The sequence below is a fragment of the Mucilaginibacter sp. genome, assembly GCF_036383575.1.
Classification (GTDB): domain Bacteria; phylum Bacteroidota; class Bacteroidia; order Sphingobacteriales; family Sphingobacteriaceae; genus Mucilaginibacter.
The window spans coordinates 1-20,289 of the sequence record NZ_DASVOB010000468.1; the positions used below are offsets into that span (position 1 = coordinate 1).

Genomic DNA, 20,289 nt, shown 5'->3' on the forward strand with positions numbered 1-20,289 from the left:
TATTTCTTCTAATTTATCGATGGAAGTAATATTCACCTACATCTCAGCTTTCAAACGCAAGGCCCGGTCAAGAAAACTTTGTTGTTTTAATTTTTCTTCGGCTTCGGTAATAGCTTTCATCAGGTTGTTTTGGGTATCGGCAACTTCTGCGGCGGCAGCTTTCATAATTTCCCAGATAGGTTTCATGCGTACAATAAGTTCCTGGCCTTTTGTTGTCAACATGATAAGCCGTTTTCTTTCGTCGGCCTTGTCTTTTTTCGAGCGGATCAATTTTTCTTTTTCCAGCTCCTTTAATAGACTTATGGTTGAAGGATGAGTATAACCAATTTCGGTGGCAATTTCCACCACACTTAAAACGGGCTTAAAATGCAAAGTATAAATAACCGGGAACCATTTGGGTTCAAACTCAATGTTGTTGGCTTTGTATATAAGCACACCGTCCTTGCGCAGTTGCTCGGCCAGGCGTTGCAACCTTGTTGAGATCGCTAAAATTCCCGATTCGTCAATAACATTCATTATCCGGCTGTTAGTTTTTCAAATGTAACTCATAAAAAATAGTATCTGCAGCCATAAGCGGGAATGATTTTGGCAGATCATGTTTGGCGAGGCGCGTAAATCCATTTTTTTCATAAAAGCGATGCGCAGCTTTCAGCATATCAACGGTACCTAAATAAATGTCTGTAATGTTGTTTTGCCTGCAATAGCCTATAAGGTTATCCAACAGTAACTGCGCAATGCCCAGCTCTTTGCCCCGATATTCTTTGATCACAAACATTTTGCGTATCGCAGCTGCATTGTTGTTAAAAGCAATAAGCGCTATGGTGCCTACAAGCTGCTCGTTGTATATAGCTCCCCAAAAATCACCGCCGGTTTGATGGTAATTTGTTTCAATATCAAGCAGATCTGGCTGGGCTTCAAGCGTAATAGGCACGTTAAACTCTATTTGCTGAATCGGCAAAATGATATCAATGATCTGCTGGCAGTAAGTGTTGTTGAGTGAGCTGATAACCGGTGTAGTGTTCATGACTATAATATTTACGTACAAACCTACGTAGTTAACTACATATATTCAAAATATATTCACCCTGCAATAAAACAGTATGACATTTAATAAACAAATAGTGATGCTATTGCTCAAAAAACGCTTATTTTTAAGCATGATTTTCGTCCTCAATAAAACCGACACTATTGCCAACAAGTTCCTGGCCGAATTGCGGGACGCCGTTACTCAGCAGGATAAGGCACGTTTCAGGCGAAACCAGGAAAAACTGGGTGCCATATTGGCTTATGAGCTCAGCAAATCATTACATTACGAAACCAAAGAAATTCAAACCCCGCTGGGTACCGCCAGCGTTAATATGCCCGCCGATGAACCGGTGCTGGGGATCATACTCCGTGCCGGTCTGCCCTTTCACCAGGGTTTTATGGATTTTTTCGACCAATCTCCCTCTGCATTTATCACAGCTTATCGCAAGGTGAAACGTAACGGCAGCTTTTTGATCCAGGTTGATCATATCTCCACTCCTAATCTTGACGATAAGATCTTTATTTTGTGCGATACCATGCTGGCCACCGGGCAAAGTATTGTATCGGTTTGTAAAGAGCTGATGGCCCAATACAAAATAAAAGAACTGCACATTGCCGCTGTAATTGCCAGTACAGAAGGTGTGGCACACGTAAAGGCAAACCTACCAAAGGCCAAACTATGGCTCTGCGCTGTTGATGATGAAATGACCAGCAAATCTTATATCGTACCCGGTTTAGGGGATGCGGGGGATCTGGCTTTTGGCGAGAAAGCGTGATTTGATTTCGGATTTCGAATGTTCGATTTCGGATTTAGCAATTAAGATTTTTTAATTTTGAATTTTCGATTTCTAAATCAAGAAATAAACAAATCCGAAATCGAAATTCCGAAATCCGACATGAAACAATACAAACACATCTTCTTTGATCTTGACCATACCATCTGGGATTTTGATAAAAATGCCGAAGAGGCCTTGCATGAATTATATGTTATCCATCAGCTTGCTGAAATAGGCCTGCAGTCCGCCGAGTTATTTATCGAAACTTATACCCGCAATAATCACCGGCTTTGGGCGCAGTATCATATCGGCGAGATCACTAAAGATGAATTACGCGAGGCCCGATTTAAATCGACTTTTACTGATCTCGGCCTTCACCCCGACCTGATGCCGGTTGATTTTGAGGATGCTTATGTAAAGCTTTGCCCTACCAAAACCAACCTGTTCCCCCATGCGCATGAAACGTTGCAGTACCTGCAATCGAAATATACGCTGCACCTGATCTCGAACGGGTTTAAAGATTCAACCCGCATAAAAATAGCCGGGACTGACCTGGCAAAGTATTTCCAAAATATCATCATCTCCGAAGATGTGGGCGTTAATAAACCCGACAAAGCCATATTTCAACACGCGCTTGACCTTGCCGGGGCCTCGAAACAAGAAAGCGTAATGATTGGGGACAGCATTGAAGCCGATATCCGCGGGGCGCTTGGCTTTGGGATGGATGCCATCTATTTTAACCCTTTCAACGCCGAAAAGCCGGATGATGTGCCGGTGCAGATTGCTCATTTAAAAGAGTTAACTTTACTTTTATGAGTATCGCCAAAGAACGTAGAGCCATTGATGCAGCCCTCGACGAATACCGCAGGCAACTGGATGTAATTCCGGATGAATTGTTTGATGTTACTCCCCCAAATGGCGGCTGGTCGTTTGCCGAGGTGTACAGTCATATTATGCAGGCTACACTCGGCTCATCCATTGCGCTTGAACGTTGTACCCATGGCAATTGCGAGCCAACAAAAAAAGGCATTAACTGGGAGGGCCGGATCCTGCTGTTATTAGGTAAGTTTCCGCCGGTTAAAACAACCGTGCCCAATACGGTAAGTGATAAAATGGCTGCCAGTAAGATCAGTAAGGAGGATGCCAAAAACCTGATCATCAAATGCCGCAAACGGGTTGAAACCACCATGCCTCTCATTGCCACCTCATCGCCGGCAAACAAATACAAACACCCGCGCCTGGGGATGCTTAATGCCAAACAATGGTTTAAGTTTATCCGCATCCATTTACAGCACCATTTAAAACAACTTGACAGGATAAAAAGAAATTTAGCATAGCAAAGTAACCTTTTATATTTAATGCAGTCTTAACAGTAGGATAATGTTAAATTTCAGACATTTGTAAAAATCTTTGTAATGAATTTTGAGTATGCTTACCTGGTAGTTATAGGGTTGCTGATATTAGTCGGCTGCTTCTATGCAAGCCCATATGAATTGACAGTTAACGAAGATGAGGACGACGAGTAATCGTTGCTTTATTAATAAAAATGTTGTTTCCCGGCAAATCATGCCGGCCTGTAAAATAGCCCCTTAATTTAATGGCAAAACGCGAAGTTGATATTGTAGTAATATCTGATGTGCACCTTGGTACGTACGGCTGTCACGCAAAAGAATTGCTCAAATATTTAAAAAGCATCAAGCCCAAGATCCTTATCCTTAACGGCGATATTATTGATATTTGGCAGTTTAGTAAATCGTACTGGCCCGAAGCACACATGAAGGTGGTACGCCGTATCCTCAAGTTTGTTACCGATGGCATTCCGGTTTATTATTTAACCGGTAACCATGACGAAATGCTGCGCAAGTTCACCGATTTTAACATGGGTACTTTTCAGCTGCTTGATAAGCTGGTACTAAATATCGACGGTAAAAAAGCATGGATCTTTCACGGGGACGTATTTGACGTTACCATGCAGCACTCTAAGTGGCTGGCCAAATTGGGTGCGGTAGGTTATGATACCCTTATTTTGATCAACAGTTTTGTAAACTGGTTCCTAACTGCTATCGGCAGGCAAAAAATGAGTTTTTCGCAAAAGGTAAAAGCCAGCTTTAAAGAGGCAGTAAAATTCATTAACCAGTTTGAACAAACCGCGGCCGACCTGGCTGTGGATAAGCAATACACCTATGTAATTTGCGGTCATATTCACCATGCCGAGATCAGGGAAATTACTTCAACCCAAAACACAGGCTCTGTGCTTTATCTTAACTCGGGCGATTGGGTGGAAAGTTTGAGCTCGCTTGAATACCATAACGGCAAATGGGAAGTATTTAAATACAAGCCCGATGATTTCAACACAGATGCTGATGAAGATGATAAAACCGATTCGGAAGATCTGAACGCCATGCTTGATGTTAAAAACTTATTGGAGCGTTTTAAACACGAACACGATTAATTACTCACCGAAAACATTTTTCTTTACTAAATTAAGCCCCTGAATATTGGTGCGGGTAAATCAGCATGTCAACTACATCTTTTGCAGCACAAGCATCATCCTTTTGAAAAGAAATTATTTTAATGAAGATACTGTTTGGTATACAGGGAACAGGTAACGGGCATATAAGCCGGGCAAGGGAAATTGTGCCGCTGTTACAGCAATACGGCGAGGTTGACCTGCTGGTGAGCGGCACCGAGGCCGAAGTGTCATTATCGCAACCCCTGAAATATCGCTTTCATGGCGTTAGTTTTGTATTTGGCACCAATGGCGGGGTTGATAACTGGGCCACCTGGAAAATCATGAACCTGCGCCAGTTTCAGCGCGATCTGCGGAGCCTCCCATTAAAACAATACGACCTCATCATCAACGATTTTGAACCCGTAAGCGCCTGGGCCTGTAAGCTGCGCGGCGTACCATCCGTATCTTTAAGCCATCAGTGTTCATTTGTATCGCCTAACACACCTCGGCCCGAGAAAAAAGATCCCTTTGCACAGTGGCTTTTAAAAAACTATTCGCCGACTACTTACCATGTAGGTTTTCATTTTGAGCGCTACGATAGCTTTATCAACACCCCGGTGATCCGCAGCGAGATCAGGCAGATGGAAACCTCCGACCTGGGGCATTATACTGTTTACCTGCCGGCATATGATGATAAAACCCTGCTGAAATATTTGAGCGCCGAAAAAGGCGTTAAATGGCAGGTATTTTCAAAAAGGCAAAAACAGGCTTATCAATCGGGCAATGTGGAAATTTTCCCGGTAAATAATGAGGCTTTTAATAAAAGCCTGGCCAGTTGCACCGGCCTGCTTACCGGAGGCGGCTTTGAAGGCCCTGCCGAAGCCCTGTTTTTACAGAAAAAAGTGATGATGATACCCATGAAAGGACAATACGAGCAGCAGTGTAACGCGCTTTCGGCATCCAAACTGGGTGTGCCGGTGGTGAGTGAAATAAACGATAAATTTAACGGCCATTTAAATAAATGGATCAACGACAGCAAAAAGATCATTGTTGATTTTCCGGATGAAACGGCAGCTATAGTTGATAAATTGGTAAAGCAATATGCAAGGCATTAAAGCATTGCGAGGTAAGCGGTTTTTCTGCTATTTTTGCAACCCAAATACGGCCGCGCATTATGATCAATCTTTTCAGGAACTATAATCCCTTCAACATTGTATGGCTGGCTATTTTACTGCTCGTGCTGCGTATAGGCTTCATGGTGCAGATCCCCGAAAAGGTTGAGTTTATTTTTGTTGAACCATTTGCGCGGCTGCTGGTACCCGTAAAATATGAATATGCTTTTTCGCCGCTGTTGAATGTGATCCTGGCAGGCGGACTTGTATTTGTGCAGGCTTTGCTGCTCAATTCGCTGATCAACCATCATAACTTATTAGGGAAGCCCACTTTTTTACCGGCGCTGATGTACATTACGCTTTCGGGTTTGTTCACGCCTTTTTTAACGTTAAGCGCCCCACTCATCTGTAATTTTCTGCTCATATGGATGCTGTTTAAGTTGTTCAACCTTTATAAAGGGGACGACGTTAAATCAACAACTTATGATCTGGGCATGATCGTAGCCGTTGGTTCGCTTGTTTACTTTCCGTTTATTTATCTGTTCCTGGTTATTTGGATAGCGCTTATCATCTACAGGCCGTTCAACTGGCGCGAATGGGTTATCTCGATATTAGGCTATGTAACCGTGTTTTTTTTCCTGGCGGTTATTTATTTTATGAACGATATGCTGCCGCGGTTTAGCCATATCTGGTCGCCATTGGGCAAAAAGTTCCCTGACCACATCAGCATAAATTCATATAACTACCTGCTGCTGGCGCCCGTTATTGTGATATTGGTACTTTGTTTTTTCAAACTGCAGCAAAATTTCTTTAAAAGTTACGTACAGATCCGTAAAACATTTCAGCTATTGTTTTTTATTTTTCTGATCACGGCACTTTCATTTTATCTTAATTCGGAGTTTCTCTTGAGCCATTTTTTGCTTTGTGCAGTGCCGGTAACCGTGTTTTTTGCCTATTATTTTTTGTACGCAACAAAGCGCTGGTTTTATGAGATCCTGTATTTGCTGTTGTTTATCAGCATCATTTACTTTCAGTTTAACAAATTTTAACTTTTACATTCGTCCTTATTTCGGCGGTTATGTTAGTTTTGTAGCCTGAAACCATAATAATAAGCTATTTAGGTTCAACCCCAATTTTTTAAATAATTCTGATGAAGTTTGGAGTAGTTATATTTCCCGGTTCTAATTGTGATGAAGATATCATATACGTATTAGAAAAGGTAATGGGTCAGCAAGTAGTGAGGTTATGGCATAAAGATCATGACCTGCAAGGTGTTGACTTTGTTGTTTTACCCGGTGGTTTTTCATTTGGTGATTACCTGCGCTCAGGTGCCATTTCCCGTTTTTCGCCAATTATGCAGGAGGTTATCCAATTTGCTGCAAAAGGAGGTTATGTAATGGGTATTTGCAATGGCTTCCAGATCCTGGCCGAAGCCGGTTTGTTGCCTGGTGCTTTATTGCACAATACCAACCGTAAATTTATTTGCCGCAACATTTACTTAAAACCGCAAACATCAAATTCGCTACTTACAGCGCAGCTTGATCCGCAACAGGCATTAAGGATCCCTATAGCTCATGGTGAAGGCAATTATTTTGCCAGTGCCGATGTGATCAAAGCCCTTAATGATAACGACCAGGTAATGTTCAGGTATTGCGACGAGGCCGGTAATATCACCGCCGACTCAAACCCTAACGGATCATTGGAAAACATAGCTGGCGTTACAAACCTAACCAGGAATGTATTTGGCTTAATGCCACACCCTGAGCGTGCTGCCGATGGTTTGCTGGCTAATGAGGATGGTTTGGCTATTTTCGAATCAATATTGTCAATAGTTAGGGCCTGATGACCAGTCTGGTTATCGATATCGGTAATACGCTCATCAAAATCGCAGTTTTTAAACTGGATGAAATGCTTGAGGCTAACCAATATGAAACCATTGATATGCCGGTACTGGATGTTTTGCTTAACAAATACCATCCTGTTAAGGCGATCATATCATCGGTAAAGAAACATACAGAAGCATGGCAAGCGATGCTGGGGAAAAAAATTCCGCTGATACATTTTAATACATTAATGACCAGCGGAATAAATAACCACTATTTAACCCCGGAAACCCTTGGGCCCGACAGGCTGGCAGCAGTTATTGGTGCATATCATATGTTTCCAGGTCAAAACAGCCTGGTAATAACCGGGGGCACAGCCATTACTTATGATGGCGTTGACGCCGGCGGAAATTATTTTGGCGGCAGTATATCGCCGGGCTTAAATATGCGTTATAAGGCTTTAAATAATTACACGGCGGGGTTGCCGCTTATTGAGGCGGATACGGATTTTAATACGCCATATGGAAATAATACAACAACCGCTATCCGTTCGGGAGTACAAAACGGAGTAAAATATGAGCTTACCGGTTTTATTGAAAGCTATAAAACCATGGGCGAACAACTGAATATTATACTAAGCGGAGGCGACAGCATTTTTTTTGATACTCTATTGAAAAATAGCATCTTTGCCCGCTACATAAAAATTGAACCATATTTGGTTTTAAAAGGTTTAAACGAAGCTATACAAAAGCATAATGATTAAATATACCCGGTTTTTTATAACACTTTTATTGGCTGTTGCCGCTTTTTCAGCACACGCGCAATCAACGGCAACTTCAAGCTCTCCATATTCACGTTACGGTATTGGAGATATTGATCCTCAACTGATGGGGCAAAACATAGGTATGGGCGGTATAGCTGTAGCCACCAACAAAATAGGCTTTTTTAATAACATCAACGTTGTAAACCCGGCTTCATACGGTGCCATTAACCTTACAACTATTGATGTTGGTTTGTATGCAAACTTTTTAACACTGTCGCAAACAGGTGCTTCAAGCCAAAAAAACAGTAATTTCAGGCTTAGCCACATCGCGTTCGCTATCCCTACTTCAAAGCATTCGGCACTAAGCTTTGGTTTATTGCCTTACAGCGAGCGTGGTTACAATTATAAAAAATCAGTGAGCAAGTTAGGTACTTCAGGCTCTCCGGCCGATACCAACGTAACAAATTACAACTACAGTGGCGATGGAAGTTTATCAAAAGCATATTTAGGATATGGTTTTGGTATAGGCAAGCACTTGTTATTGGGTGCAAACGTATCCTACATATTTGGTAACATTAAAGATATCGCCACCACCGAGATCCCGAATCTGGCAGGCGCTATAAACTCAAAAATCCAAACGAGCAACGCAATTAGTGGTATAAACTATGATTACGGCTTGCAATACTCATTTGATTTTTCTGAAACAAAACACCTTGTTCTTGGCTATTCTGCATCAGCAGGTACAAAACTGAATACACAAAACAGCTTTATTGTTAGCCAGTACTTTAACGATTCAAGCGGAAACCAGGACATCCCTGCTGATAGCGTGGTTAGCACAACCGGCCCTAAATCAAAATTGAAATTACCTCAGATCAACAGGTTTGGTATCTCTTTTCAAAGCGATGGTAAATTCCTTGTTGGTGCCGATTACTCTATGGGCAAATGGTCTGACTTATCAATTGCCGGTGTAAACCAGGGCTTACAGGATAGCAAAACATTCAATATCGGTGGTTCTTATACCCCCAACATTGCAACCATCAGAAACTACCTTGCTACTGTTGATTACCGTATTGGTGCCATATATGATCAAACTTACATGCACATTAACGGCACTACAATTAAACGCTACGCCGGTACTGTTGGTGTAGGCCTGCCTTTACGTTCAAACAATGGCAGTTACTACAAGATCAATATCGCTGCCGAAGTTGGTCAGCGTGGTTCATTGGTTAACGGTTTAGTTAAAGAAAACTACGTGAACATTCACCTTGGCTTTACCCTTAACGATAAGTGGTTTACCAAGTATAAATTTGATTAATTGCCTGTCATGAGCCGCCCTTTAGTTAACATACCGGCTTTATGCCTGTTGATGTTGCCAATGGCGGCTTTAGTATCCTCGTGCGAAAACGATCTGAAAAAGGTTAGGGAAATATCAGCGAATGAGGTTGATACCGTAGCCCAGCGCACCACTGGGCTTGACCTGATCATGAGCGACTCGACTAAGGTGGAGATCCATCTTACGGCCCCGCTCATGGTTGAATACCAGATCAAGAAGCCTTATAAAATTATGCCTAAAGGCGTAAAGATCGATTATTATGACCGCGGCACAGGCCAGTTTGCAGGTGATATAATTGCAGATACGGGTATCCAGCGCGAGAAGGAAAAACTGATCGAGTTTCATGGCAACGTGCTTGCAACCAATGCTAAAGGCGAAACTTTTAAATCAAACGAATTATTTTGGGACCAGGTAACCAAGCGTGTTTATTCTAACAAACCTGTCCAGGCCACACTTAGCGGTGGCAACGTTATGAACGGCAATACCTTTGAAAGCGATGATAAGCTTTTAAACCCCACCTTTAAAAGTAGCACAGGCATATTTCATGTAGATGAAAAAGCTACACAATAATGACTTTTTTTAACGAAAATTTTGTGTTATAGAATTTTAGTAAAAATTGTATCTTGCGCGCTCTTTAAAAAAAGAATAGAATAATTATAAATGTAATATGGGTATAATGGGTTTTTTGCGCGAAAGAATGGGGAAGATTCTCGCATTCTTTATTGGTTTCGCGCTGCTTGCATTCATTGTGAGCGAAGTTGTAAGATCGGGCGGTTCCTTTTTCAGGGACGATAGTAACGAGCTTGCCGTTGTAAACGGCGAAAAAGTGCCCTATGATAAATTCAACGAAAAGCTGGAGCAAAACTCGGCACAGTTTAAACAACAGGGACAGAGCATTTCTCCGCAGATAGCAAGCTATTTGCAGGAAACTACCTGGAGCCAGTATTTAAGCCAATTGCTGATAGGCAAAGAAATTGAAAAGCTTGGCTTAATTGTTGGCGACGACGAGATGAACGTGATGATCGGTGATAACAATCCTGATCCGCAGATAGCACGTCAGTTTGCCAATCAGCAAACCGGCCAGTTTGACCGCAGCATGTATGATCAGTTCAAAGCCTATCTGCAATCAGGCAAAGCCGATCCAGAAAAGAAAAAGGCATGGAGCGATTTCGTGATCGACTTAATAGAAGCTAAAAAAGCTACCAAATACATGACTTTGGTTACCAATGGCCTGTATGTAAACTCGCTTGAAGCTACTGATGATTACGAAGCAAAAAACAAGCTTGCTAACTTCAAATACGTATCGCTTGATTATGCTTCGATCCCTGATGCTAAAGTTACTTTAACTGATGCCGATTACAGCGCATATTATGATGCTCACAAAGCATTGTTTAAAACGCCTACGGAGTTAAGGAACTTTGAATACGTAAGCTTCAATGCAGCTCCTTCAAAAGAAGATAGCGCAGCGGTTAAACAACAAGCTGAAAAATTAGCGAATGACTTCAAGACCACTCCTAATGATTCACTTTTTGTACAGATCAATGCAGAAACTAAAACCCCTTTAGCTTATCAGCGTAAAGGCAGCCTTGATCCTAAACTGGACACAACCATGTTTAGCGCGGCTAAAGGTTTTGTTTATGGCCCTTACCTTGAAAACGGCAGCTACAAAGTGGCTAAGCTGGTTGATAGCAAAACTACTTTTGATTCGGTTAAAACCAGGCATATCTTAATTGACCTTGCATCTGCAGGCGGTGACGACAAAGCCAAAGCTAAGGCCGATTCAATTAAAAAATTGATCCAGGGCGGTAAATCATTTGCCGAATTGGCTACTACTTTTTCTGCCGATAAAGGCAGCGCTGTAAAAGGCGGCGAAATTCCTTCATTTGATGCCAATGGTTCAATGGGCGGTGGTCAGGGTAGTTTAGTTCCTGAATATACCAATGCTGCTTTCAAAGCAAGTAAAGGCGAAATCCTTGTTGTAAAATCACAGTTTGGATACCATGTTATCCAGGTTGAAGATCAAAAAGGTTCTGTTAAACTGGTTAAAGTTGGTGTGGTTGACAAACCTTTAACCGCAAGCAGCAAAACCCAAACAGTAGCTTACAGCAAAGCACAGGCATTTTTAGGTTCATTAACTTCTGATAATTTTGAAGCAGAAGCTAAGAAAGAAGGTTTAAAGACCCGTACTGCCGAAGATGTTACTGCTATAGCTTCTGGTCTTCCAGGCTTGGATAATGCACGTGACGTTGTTAGATGGGCTTATAAAGCCGAAAAAGGTGACATTACTGATAAAGTATTTACCGTAGGCGATCAATATATCGTAACCCGCCTTACCGAAGTTAAACCTAAAGGTACTTTAGCGCTTGAAGCTGTTAAAAAGCAAATTGAGCCAATGGTACGTAACGAGGTTAAAGCAAAACAATTAAAAGAGAAATTTGATGCAGCGCTTAGCGGTGGTGCTCCAATTGACCAGGTTGCTCAAAAAGTAGGCGGCAAGGTAGTTCCGGTTGAAAACATTGTGTTTGCCAACCCTATTATCCCAGGCCAGTCTGCAGAGTATAAAGTTATCGGTTCAATTTTTGGTTCGGCTATCAACAAAATTTCAAAACCTGTTGATGGAACACAAGGTGTTTATGTATTTGTAGTTAACGGTTTCACTAACCCACCTGCACTTGCTAACGCCATTAAACAAAAAGAACAAATTAACCAGGTGCTTTTACAACGCTCACAAGGCCAGGTACTGGATGCATTAAAAGATAATGCAATTGTAAAAGATAACAGGGCTAAATTTTTCTAAACAAAATTTAAAGTAAATTTGCATCCGGGAGTGGCATTAAGCCGTTCCCGGATTTTTTGTTTTAAATGATATGGATATCCAGGAAAATATAATCAACAAGGTAGCTCAAAGCGGCCTTGTTACCTTAGACCCGGCTTCGTTTTACCCTGCCGGCGACCGTGTTATTTATGATATCAAAGATAACCTGTTCCATGGCCTCATCCTTCGCGAGAAAGATTTCAGGGATTTTATAAAAGAACATGACTGGGCACAATACGAGGGTAAGAACGTAGGTATCACCTGCTCTGCCGATGCTATTGTACCTGCCTGGGCATATATGCTGCTGGCTAACCGCATGGCCCCCTACGCCCGCGAAATCGTTTTCGGCGATAAAGATGTATTGGAGACCGTACTTTTTGAAAAAGAGATAGCTAAAGCCGATTTTGAACAATACCGCGGGCAGCGCATTGTGCTGAAAGGCTGCGGCGATACCGAAGTACCGGTATCTGCTTATGTTGAGCTTACTAAAAAACTAACCGCGGTAGTCAAAAGCCTTATGTTTGGCGAACCCTGCTCAACGGTGCCCATCTATAAGCGTAAGGATTAAGTATTTAAGTGCCCCTGCGCAATAAAAAGAAGTTTAAACCATTTATAATAGCAGTTGTCATATCACAAGCTCCGCTAAAGGAGCTATTAATCAATGAAAAAACTGCTCATAAATAAATACGCTTTTACTGTACTGCTTTTTATAGCCTGCTGTTCGGGTGGATTTGCCCAGGAACTGAAAAAGATCAACGAATCGATCTTCAAGCCAGGCGAACAACTGGACTACAAAATGAAATATGGCTTTTTTACCGCTGCCGAAGCTACCATCAAGGTAGAGGCCAGCGATAAAAAATATAATGACCGTCCTACTTTTCACCTTGTTGCCGAAGGCAAAACCGCCGGCTCGTTCGACTTGTTTTATAAGGTGCGCAACCGTTATGAATCATACATTGATCAAACAACGCTGATGCCCTATTTTTATACCGAAAACAGGCGCGAAGGCAAGTACAGGCATACAGACAATGTTACTTTTGATCAGAAAGACAAAAAGGTAACAGCAAATAAAGGGACATACGGTTATAAAGGCGAGTCCTTTGATTTTGTATCGGCTTATTATTTTGCACGGGCTATTGATGTGTCAAAGCTGCGCGAGGGCGATACTTTTGATCTGCAATACTTCCTGGAAGATGGGTTTCATAGCATGCAGATAACCTATGTTGGTACCGAAACCGTTGAGTGTTCGCTTGGTAAATTTAATTGTCTTAAATTTAGCCCGGCAATTATTCCGGGGCGTATTTTCCGGAAGAACAGCAAGTTGTACCTTTGGGTTACCAATGATAAAAACAGGATCCCGGTAAAGGCCCATGTTGAAGTGCTGATAGGCAGCGTAACAATGGACCTGAAATCGGCGGCGGGACTTAAATATCCGTTAAACCCTATTAAAGATTGATTTAAAAAAGATGATTGAGGTTGGCAATGTGTTACTCCACGAAGATGTGGTAAAGGAAAATTTTGTATGTAACTTAAATAAGTGCAAGGGTGCCTGCTGTCTTGAAGGCGATTCGGGGGCTCCGCTTAACGCCGATGAGCTTGATATCCTGAAAGAGATCTACCCAAAAGTAAAACCTTACCTTACCGCAAAAGGTATCAAAACAATTGAGAAAGACGGTGTTTATGTAACCGATTTTGAAGGGGATTATACCACGCCTTGCGTTGATACCAATAAGGAATGCGCTTACGTAATATGGGAAAACGGCATCACCAAATGCGGCATTGAAAAAGCGTATGAGGAAGGTGCCATTACCTGGAAAAAACCTATCTCCTGCCATTTGTACCCTATCCGCATTACTTCATACCCGGAGTTTGATGTTTTAAATTACGACCGCTGGAATATCTGTAGCCCGGCATGTTCATTTGGTGATGAGCTAAAAGTACGCGTACACGAATTTTTGAAAGATCCACTTATTCGTAAATACGGTGCCGACTGGTACCAGGAACTGGAAGATACCGTAGCCGGGATCTGATTTCTCAGACAGCCTTCTCTTCCTGTTTTTCCGGTCATTTAACAGTAGCATAAACATAGTTGATGCCTATATGTTGAGCGTTATGGGAGTAATTACAATAAAATTGGATATTATTGTACTATACAATACATGTACGCGGATTATTAATGAAAAAGGCTTTAATAACAGGAATAACGGGGCAGGATGGCGCTTATTTAGCAGAGTTTCTGCTGAAGAAGGGCTATGAGGTTCATGGGGTTAAACGCCGCTCATCATTATTAAATACCGACAGGATAGATCATTTGTACCATGATCCGCATGAGTCTGGTGTTAAATTCAGCCTGCATTATGGCGATCTCACCGATTCAACTAACCTGATCCGGCTTATCCAGGAAGTTCAGCCCGACGAAATTTATAACCTGGCGGCTCAAAGTCATGTAAAAGTGAGCTTTGAAACCCCCGAGTATACTGCCAACGCAGATGGTGTTGGTACATTGCGGATCCTTGAAGCAGTAAGACTGCTTGATCTCATCAAAAAAACACGCGTTTACCAGGCCTCCACATCCGAGCTTTATGGTTTAGTTCAGGCTGTGCCACAAAGTGAAACTACGCCATTTTATCCGCGGTCACCTTATGCAGTGGCAAAACTATATGGCTATTGGATTGTAGTTAACTATCGCGAAGCTTATGGTATGTACGCATGTAATGGCATCCTGTTCAATCATGAAAGCCCAATCAGAGGCGAAACTTTTGTTACCCGTAAAATTACACGGGCAGCATCAAAGATTGCACTTGGCCTGCAAAACTGTTTGTATGTAGGTAATCTTTCGGCACAGCGCGATTGGGGGCATGCCAAAGACTATATTGAAGCGATGTGGCTGATGCTGCAACAGGAAACCGCCGAAGACTTTGTAATAGCAACAGGGGTAACTACCACTGTACGTGATTTTATCAGGATGGCGTTCGCAGAATTAGGTATCGAGGTTGAATTTAGCGGGAAGGATGAGAACGAGCGCGGAGTGATCATTGATATTGATGAGGAACGGGCCGCAGCGCTTGAATTGAATTTGGATGCTTTAAGATTTGGACAAACGGTGGTAAAGGTTGATCCCCGGTATTTCAGGCCAACCGAGGTTGATCTGTTAATTGGCGATGCTACAAAGGCTTATAATAAACTGGGCTGGAAACCCCAATATAACCTGCAGGCACTGGTAACAGACATGGTACTTGCAGATCTGCATCTGGTAAAAAAAGATGAGTACCTGAAAAAAGGCGGTTTTAATACGCTTAACTATTTTGAATAACAAAAGATAAAAACCATATCACCTATATATGAAGAAAATATTTACAAGCATTATTTTATTGTTTTTGATAAGCGGAATTGCGAAGGCGCAGTCGGTATATCAGCCTTATAACTATCAGTTTTACCAAAAGCTAAATGAGGATGTTTATTCGACCAAAACAAGGGTGCATAGCTCATTGAAGCCATTTATGGCTGATGATTCGCTTTTAAAAGTTCACTATGATTCATTGATGAACCTCAACGGACTTAAAGGGCGTTTTTTCAATGAGCACCAGATCGATGTTAAAAGCAGTAATTCGACATTTTATGCCGATCTGCTGCCCGACTTTAATTTGAGCCGTGATTTCTCCGGCAAAAAGAACACCAATTTTGGTACGCTTGGCATCCAGTTGGGCGGAACTTTCGGTAAAAACTTTTCATATAATGTGGCAGGTTATGAAAACCGTGCTGTATTGCCAAATTACCTGCAAACTTATGTTAACCAGGTTGGCATAGCCCCCGGGCAGGCATTCGCGGGTATTTACGGTAATGAATACCGCTGGTCGTACATCACGGCCAATGTATCCTACACCCCGATAAAGTTTTTGAATATCAGCGCAGGTCGCGATAAAACTTTTGTTGGTGACGGCTATCGTTCATTGTTATTATCCGATTATGCATCGCCATATCCTTTCTTTAAATTAACGGCTACCCTGGGTAATGTACGTTATATGGCTATGTGGACCTATTTCAATGATCCGCTTTCAGTAAAAGTAGATAATGGCGACAGGAAAAAATTTGGCGTATTTCATTATTTAGATTGGAATGTATCAAACAGGTTATCGTTCGGTTTCTTTGACGCAGTAATATGGGCAGCCAAAGATGACCAGGGCCATAAACGCGGATTTGATTTTACTTACATCAACCCGGTGATATTTTTAAGACCGGTTGAGGCCTCAAATGGCTCACCTGATAATGCTTTGATTGGCTTTACCGGCAAGTATAAGCTAACAGATGGCATTACGGCTTACGGTCAGTTTGCACTTGATGAATTTGAGTCGTCAAGCTTTTTTTCAAGCAAAGGCAGCGCCCGTAATAAATATGGCTTTCAGTTGGGTATAAGAGGAGCAAACCTGTTTAATGTTAAAGGCTTGAATTACCTGCTTGAAACAAACAATGTTAAACCATACACCTACTCCGAGCGTTCATCTGTGCTTAATTACGCTGAAAACGGCGAACCTCTTGGGCATCCATGGGGTGCTAATTTCCGGGAAGCTGTTGGTTTGCTAAACTACACATACAAAAGGTTTGATTTTACCGGCGAAGTAGATTACGGTTATTACGGCTTAAATATCAATGACCTTAACTATGGTAAAGATATTTATCTGCCATACCTTACCCCTGCAAGGGCATATGGCAACTATACAGGGCAGGGCTTAACCACCAATATGGTTTACCTGGAAGGAAAAGTAGCCTATTTAATTAATCCTAAATATAATTTAAGGTTTGAACTTGGCGGTCTGGTACGCCAGGATAAAAACAGTCAATTTAATGATAAAACTTCCATGCTAACCTTTGGTATCCGCAGTTCATTCCGCAGCGTGTATAATGACCTGGTGAGTTATAAGGCGCATTGATGATATAATCAATCTTATACCGATAAGATTGAATTTTACTTTTAGTATATTTGAGTATGATCAGAACAGTGGTGAAGCCAAGCAATCGTAACATATCAATTAATTTACCGGAAGAATTTGTTGGTAAACAGGTGGAGGTTATTGCATTTACTATTGAAGAAGCCGATAGCACTACCGAAAAGATGGACAATATCACAACTCATTTTGCTACAGAAGCCGTTTTGGCTAAAAGCTGGTTAACAACAGAAGAAGATGAGGCATGGCAGGATTTGTAAAGGGAGATATTGTAGTTATTCCGTTTCCTTTTTCTGATTTATCTGGTAGCAAGAAGAGACCCGCTTTAGTGTTAGCTGACTTACAAGGTGATGACATTATATTATGCCAGATAACGAGTCAGCAAAGCAAAGATATTTATGCTATTGATCAGACCGACTTTGCAAATGGATCTTTACCTATAGCCTCAAATATTCGTCCTTCGCGTATTTTTACTGCTGATAAAAAGATGATCATACGCACAGCCGGAACACTAAAAAGAACAAGCTTCGCAAAAGTTTCAAGTGCGATTATCAAGCTTTTAACATAATAAACTTCGTTTACTGCTGGATCAGATTATTCACTGATTTTCCGAAATGTCAGGCTTATCCTCCCATTTTCGGTATCCGATTCAGGTATGGCGTGCTGCCATTGCGCCTGAACTTCTTGGGTCATATATATCAGGCTACCTGATGTAAGTTCATAATTAACAAGTTCATTCTTATTTTCGATATTCCTGAGCCTGAAAGTCCGCGGTTCTCCTACCGAAATTATTGCAATGCCGGTACCAGGATAAAGAATATCTGTTTGGTCAGAATGATAACCCATCTTGGCCTTCCCATCAAGGTAATAATTGAGAAGGCAATTGTTAGGCTCAAAACCAAGTGTGTTTGCAAGTTTTTGGATGATCGCAGACAGCTCAGGTAAAAACTGTTTAAATGGATAGCTTATTTGCGAATAGTTATAAGCCACCCCGAAGCTGGCTGTTTTCCGAGCGGCCATTCGTTCGTCCCACACAACATTCATTGTCAAAAAACTGAATAGTGATGCCGGATCGACAATAAAATTTTCGATATAAAGTATGCCTTCCATTTACCTGAAAAATGATTGAAAGAAAAGTTCCCTCTCTCCCTTTAGGAAGCCGGGCACCTACGACGCTATATTATTCACATTCCGCTTTTCGGCCATGTTCCTCACCTGCCGGGCTATACCGTTGGCATCGAAACCACAATCGGCCCAAAGCTCGGGTTGGTCGCCATGTTCAATGAACTTATCAGGGATCCCCAGGCGTTTTACATGGATATTGGTGTAGCCATTATCAGCCATAAATTCAAGCACAGCTGTACCTGCGCCGCCTTCTATGCAGCCATCTTCAACAGTAATTACTTTATTAAAGTTTTTGAATACGTCATGCAGCAAAGCCTCGTCAAGCGGTTTTACAAAACGTAAATCATAATGAGCCGGGTTATAACCTTCGGCATTAAGCTCAGCAATGGCTTTAACTACTTCGTTACCGATAGCGCCTATTGAAAGTATCGCTACATCATCACCATCACAAACCTTACGGCCTTTGCCTACCGGGATAGCTTTGAACGGACGCTGCCAGTCAACCATAACACCATTGCCACGTGGATACCTGATCACAAACGGCCCCATGTTTTCCTGCTGGGCAGTAAACATCAGGTTACGCAGTTCTTCCTCGTTCATGGGGGCTGATACAACCATATTAGGGATGCAGCGCATATAGGCCATGTCATAAGCACCATGGTGAGTAGCACCATCGGCACCAGCAAAACCCGCACGGTCAAGACAAAATACTACATTGAGCTTTTGTATGGCCACATCATGGATCACCTGGTCATAGGCACGCTGCATAAAGCTGGAGTATATATTACAAAACGGAACAAGTCCCTGGGTAGCCAAACCGGCAGAGAAAGTTACCGCGTGTTGTTCGGCAATGCCCACATCAAACGCGCGGTTTGGCATAGCCTTCATCATGAGGTTTAATGAACAGCCTGAAGGCATGGCCGGGGTAATCCCCATGATCTTAGGGTTTTGTTCGGCCAGTTCAATGATGCTGTGCCCAAACACATCCTGGTATTTAGGAGGTTGGGGCTTATCGTATTTAGTTTTTTTGATCTCACCGGTAATCTTGTCAAACAAGCCGGGAGCATGCCACTTGGTCTGATCTTTTTCGGCAAGGGCGTAACCTTTACCTTTTACAGTGATGCAATGCAGCAATTTAGGGCCCGGGATATCACGCAGGTCCTTCAAAACTTTTACAAGGTGGTTTACATCATGTCCATCAATCGGGCCAAAGTACCTGAACTTAAGCGCTTCAAAAAAGTTGCTGCGTTTAAGCAGGGTGCCTTTAATGCTTTTTTCGAGCTTTTGAGCCACTTTGAAAGCATCAGGACCTATTGACGATAGCTTGGCCAATACATGTGCTATATCGTCCCTGAAGCGGTTATATGGCTTTGAGGTAGTGATATCGGTCAGATATTCCTTTAATGCGCCAACGTTTGGGTCGATGGCCATGTTGTTGTCGTTCAGGATCACCAGCAGGTTGGAGTTTTCGATGCCCGCATGGTTAAGGGCCTCAAAAGCCATACCCGCGGTCATGGCACCATCTCCAATTACGGCTACATGCTGCCTGTCGGTTTCGCCTTTATACTGGGAGGCAACAGCCATACCCAATGCGGCAGATATAGAGGTTGATGAGTGGCCTACACCAAAAGTATCATACTGGCTTTCCGAACGTTTTGGGAAGCCACTGATACCACCGTGGATACGGTTGGTGTGAAACTCATCGCGACGACCGGTAAGTATTTTATGGCCGTAAGCCTGGTGGCCAACGTCCCAAACTAACTGGTCGTAAGGTGTATTAAGTACATATTGTAATGCTACGGTGAGCTCAACCACACCTAAGCTGGCGGCAAAATGGCCTCCGTTAACTGATACCACGTCAATAATATACTGGCGTAGTTCCTGGCACACCTGCTCAAGCTCACTTTCATTAAGTAACTTTAAATCAGATGGATAATTTATTTTTTGTAATAAATTCCCGGCCGGTACCTGCATTGACATTCGTAAGGATATTTAACCTGCAAAATAAGGTAATTATTGTTAAAATAAGGACATCTAAATGTATTAATTGTTTTGCAGGCCTGCCAGGTACAGCATAAAACACAGTAATACTCGGGTAGATTAAGGGAGGTAAAATATTTA

At 42.2% G+C, this 20,289-nt stretch carries 22 protein-coding genes; 18 read left to right on the forward strand and 4 right to left on the reverse strand.

The genetic code is table 11. The features are described 5' to 3' along the window. Nucleotides 1-36: 36 nt before the first annotated feature. Both VF500_RS16720 and VF500_RS16725 read right to left on the reverse strand, forming a co-directional pair. On the reverse strand, nt 37-516 hold the full coding sequence (locus tag VF500_RS16720) for a MarR family winged helix-turn-helix transcriptional regulator (protein ID WP_330860767.1): 480 nt from the start codon (nt 514-516) through the stop codon (nt 37-39). A 10-nt stretch (nt 517-526) separates the two neighbouring features. Beyond that, a complete protein-coding gene (locus tag VF500_RS16725) occupies nt 527-1,024 on the reverse strand; it encodes a GNAT family N-acetyltransferase (RefSeq protein WP_330860768.1) in 498 nt (165 codons plus the stop codon). A 133-nt stretch (nt 1,025-1,157) separates the two neighbouring features. Here VF500_RS16725 and upp point away from each other — a divergent pair, with 133 nt between their 5' ends. The 18 genes from upp to VF500_RS16815 all read left to right on the forward strand — a co-directional run bounded on the left by upp (nt 1,158) and on the right by VF500_RS16815 (nt 17,611). Beyond that, nucleotides 1,158-1,802, forward strand: coding sequence for a uracil phosphoribosyltransferase (gene upp / locus VF500_RS16730; protein ID WP_330860797.1), 645 nt, complete (start codon nt 1,158-1,160; stop codon nt 1,800-1,802). A gap of 120 nt (nt 1,803-1,922) precedes the next feature. Beyond that, complete coding sequence (locus VF500_RS16735; protein WP_330860769.1) at nt 1,923-2,618, forward strand: YjjG family noncanonical pyrimidine nucleotidase; 696 nt, start codon at nt 1,923-1,925, stop codon at nt 2,616-2,618. Then, nucleotides 2,615-3,139: a DinB family protein gene (locus VF500_RS16740; RefSeq protein WP_330860770.1), complete on the forward strand. Its 525-nt coding sequence runs from the start codon at nt 2,615-2,617 to the stop codon at nt 3,137-3,139. Before VF500_RS16735 ends, VF500_RS16740 begins: the two co-directional genes overlap by 4 nt. Before the next feature lie 260 nt (nt 3,140-3,399). Then, nucleotides 3,400-4,254: a UDP-2,3-diacylglucosamine diphosphatase gene (locus tag VF500_RS16745; RefSeq protein WP_330860771.1), complete on the forward strand. Its 855-nt coding sequence runs from the start codon at nt 3,400-3,402 to the stop codon at nt 4,252-4,254. Nucleotides 4,255-4,376: 122 nt separating this feature from the next. Beyond that, nucleotides 4,377-5,369, forward strand: coding sequence for a glycosyltransferase family protein (locus tag VF500_RS16750; RefSeq protein WP_330860772.1), 993 nt, complete (start codon nt 4,377-4,379; stop codon nt 5,367-5,369). A gap of 59 nt (nt 5,370-5,428) precedes the next feature. Beyond that, entirely contained in the window at nt 5,429-6,415 is a 987-nt protein-coding gene (locus tag VF500_RS16755; protein WP_330860773.1) for a DUF6427 family protein, read from the forward strand. 101 nt (nt 6,416-6,516) lie between these two features. Continuing rightward, on the forward strand, nt 6,517-7,209 hold the full coding sequence (gene purQ / locus VF500_RS16760) for a phosphoribosylformylglycinamidine synthase subunit PurQ (protein WP_330860774.1): 693 nt from the start codon (nt 6,517-6,519) through the stop codon (nt 7,207-7,209). Further along, nucleotides 7,209-7,952, forward strand: coding sequence for a type III pantothenate kinase (locus tag VF500_RS16765; protein ID WP_330860775.1), 744 nt, complete (start codon nt 7,209-7,211; stop codon nt 7,950-7,952). Before purQ ends, VF500_RS16765 begins: the two co-directional genes overlap by 1 nt. After that, nucleotides 7,945-9,267: a hypothetical protein gene (locus VF500_RS16770; protein WP_330860776.1), complete on the forward strand. Its 1,323-nt coding sequence runs from the start codon at nt 7,945-7,947 to the stop codon at nt 9,265-9,267. Before VF500_RS16765 ends, VF500_RS16770 begins: the two co-directional genes overlap by 8 nt. A gap of 9 nt (nt 9,268-9,276) precedes the next feature. Continuing rightward, nucleotides 9,277-9,855, forward strand: a complete 579-nt coding sequence (gene lptC / locus VF500_RS16775) for an LPS export ABC transporter periplasmic protein LptC (RefSeq protein ID WP_330860777.1) — start codon at nt 9,277-9,279, stop codon at nt 9,853-9,855. Nucleotides 9,856-9,961: 106 nt separating this feature from the next. After that, nucleotides 9,962-12,082, forward strand: a complete 2,121-nt coding sequence (locus tag VF500_RS16780) for a peptidylprolyl isomerase (protein ID WP_330860778.1) — start codon at nt 9,962-9,964, stop codon at nt 12,080-12,082. Between the two features lie 70 nt (nt 12,083-12,152). Beyond that, complete coding sequence (locus VF500_RS16785) at nt 12,153-12,668, forward strand: DUF2480 family protein (protein WP_330860779.1); 516 nt, start codon at nt 12,153-12,155, stop codon at nt 12,666-12,668. 93 nt (nt 12,669-12,761) lie between these two features. Then, nucleotides 12,762-13,556, forward strand: a complete 795-nt coding sequence (locus VF500_RS16790) for a DUF3108 domain-containing protein (RefSeq protein ID WP_330860780.1) — start codon at nt 12,762-12,764, stop codon at nt 13,554-13,556. A 10-nt stretch (nt 13,557-13,566) separates the two neighbouring features. After that, nucleotides 13,567-14,130 (forward strand): DUF3109 family protein, encoded by a 564-nt coding sequence (locus VF500_RS16795; protein ID WP_330860781.1) that lies wholly within the window; start codon nt 13,567-13,569, stop codon nt 14,128-14,130. 146 nt (nt 14,131-14,276) lie between these two features. Then, entirely contained in the window at nt 14,277-15,413 is a 1,137-nt protein-coding gene (gene gmd / locus VF500_RS16800) for a GDP-mannose 4,6-dehydratase (RefSeq protein ID WP_330860782.1), read from the forward strand. Nucleotides 15,414-15,441: 28 nt separating this feature from the next. Then, complete coding sequence (locus tag VF500_RS16805; RefSeq protein ID WP_330860783.1) at nt 15,442-17,028, forward strand: gliding motility protein RemB; 1,587 nt, start codon at nt 15,442-15,444, stop codon at nt 17,026-17,028. Nucleotides 17,029-17,084: 56 nt separating this feature from the next. Further along, a complete protein-coding gene (locus tag VF500_RS16810; RefSeq protein ID WP_330860784.1) occupies nt 17,085-17,303 on the forward strand; it encodes a hypothetical protein in 219 nt (72 codons plus the stop codon). Beyond that, nucleotides 17,288-17,611, forward strand: coding sequence for a type II toxin-antitoxin system PemK/MazF family toxin (locus VF500_RS16815; RefSeq protein ID WP_330860785.1), 324 nt, complete (start codon nt 17,288-17,290; stop codon nt 17,609-17,611). The genes VF500_RS16810 and VF500_RS16815 overlap by 16 nt, the downstream gene beginning before the upstream one ends. 26 nt (nt 17,612-17,637) lie before the next feature. Here the strand turns inward: VF500_RS16815 and VF500_RS16820 are convergent, their stop codons facing one another. Next, the gene (locus VF500_RS16820; protein WP_330860786.1) at nt 17,638-18,153 is read right to left on the reverse strand and encodes an alpha-ketoglutarate-dependent dioxygenase AlkB; all 516 of its coding nucleotides are present in this window, start codon (nt 18,151-18,153) and stop codon (nt 17,638-17,640) included. A gap of 57 nt (nt 18,154-18,210) precedes the next feature. Beyond that, the gene (gene dxs, locus VF500_RS16825; protein ID WP_330860798.1) at nt 18,211-20,142 is read right to left on the reverse strand and encodes a 1-deoxy-D-xylulose-5-phosphate synthase; all 1,932 of its coding nucleotides are present in this window, start codon (nt 20,140-20,142) and stop codon (nt 18,211-18,213) included. Nucleotides 20,143-20,289 lie beyond the last annotated feature (147 nt).

Coding starts and splice junctions, on each gene's coding strand:
- VF500_RS16720 (WP_330860767.1), bottom strand. CDS start 516: ATGAATGTTATTGACGAATCGGGAATTTTAGCGATCTCAACAAGGTTG.
- VF500_RS16725 (WP_330860768.1), bottom strand. CDS start 1,024: ATGAACACTACACCGGTTATCAGCTCACTCAACAACACTTACTGCCAG.
- upp (WP_330860797.1), top strand. CDS start 1,158: ATGATTTTCGTCCTCAATAAAACCGACACTATTGCCAACAAGTTCCTG.
- VF500_RS16735 (WP_330860769.1), top strand. CDS start 1,923: ATGAAACAATACAAACACATCTTCTTTGATCTTGACCATACCATCTGG.
- VF500_RS16740 (WP_330860770.1), top strand. CDS start 2,615: ATGAGTATCGCCAAAGAACGTAGAGCCATTGATGCAGCCCTCGACGAA.
- VF500_RS16745 (WP_330860771.1), top strand. CDS start 3,400: ATGGCAAAACGCGAAGTTGATATTGTAGTAATATCTGATGTGCACCTT.
- VF500_RS16750 (WP_330860772.1), top strand. CDS start 4,377: ATGAAGATACTGTTTGGTATACAGGGAACAGGTAACGGGCATATAAGC.
- VF500_RS16755 (WP_330860773.1), top strand. CDS start 5,429: ATGATCAATCTTTTCAGGAACTATAATCCCTTCAACATTGTATGGCTG.
- purQ (WP_330860774.1), top strand. CDS start 6,517: ATGAAGTTTGGAGTAGTTATATTTCCCGGTTCTAATTGTGATGAAGAT.
- VF500_RS16765 (WP_330860775.1), top strand. CDS start 7,209: ATGACCAGTCTGGTTATCGATATCGGTAATACGCTCATCAAAATCGCA.
- VF500_RS16770 (WP_330860776.1), top strand. CDS start 7,945: ATGATTAAATATACCCGGTTTTTTATAACACTTTTATTGGCTGTTGCC.
- lptC (WP_330860777.1), top strand. CDS start 9,277: ATGAGCCGCCCTTTAGTTAACATACCGGCTTTATGCCTGTTGATGTTG.
- VF500_RS16780 (WP_330860778.1), top strand. CDS start 9,962: ATGGGTTTTTTGCGCGAAAGAATGGGGAAGATTCTCGCATTCTTTATT.
- VF500_RS16785 (WP_330860779.1), top strand. CDS start 12,153: ATGGATATCCAGGAAAATATAATCAACAAGGTAGCTCAAAGCGGCCTT.
- VF500_RS16790 (WP_330860780.1), top strand. CDS start 12,762: ATGAAAAAACTGCTCATAAATAAATACGCTTTTACTGTACTGCTTTTT.
- VF500_RS16795 (WP_330860781.1), top strand. CDS start 13,567: ATGATTGAGGTTGGCAATGTGTTACTCCACGAAGATGTGGTAAAGGAA.
- gmd (WP_330860782.1), top strand. CDS start 14,277: ATGAAAAAGGCTTTAATAACAGGAATAACGGGGCAGGATGGCGCTTAT.
- VF500_RS16805 (WP_330860783.1), top strand. CDS start 15,442: ATGAAGAAAATATTTACAAGCATTATTTTATTGTTTTTGATAAGCGGA.
- VF500_RS16810 (WP_330860784.1), top strand. CDS start 17,085: ATGATCAGAACAGTGGTGAAGCCAAGCAATCGTAACATATCAATTAAT.
- VF500_RS16815 (WP_330860785.1), top strand. CDS start 17,288: ATGGCAGGATTTGTAAAGGGAGATATTGTAGTTATTCCGTTTCCTTTT.
- VF500_RS16820 (WP_330860786.1), bottom strand. CDS start 18,153: ATGGAAGGCATACTTTATATCGAAAATTTTATTGTCGATCCGGCATCA.
- dxs (WP_330860798.1), bottom strand. CDS start 20,142: ATGCAGGTACCGGCCGGGAATTTATTACAAAAAATAAATTATCCATCT.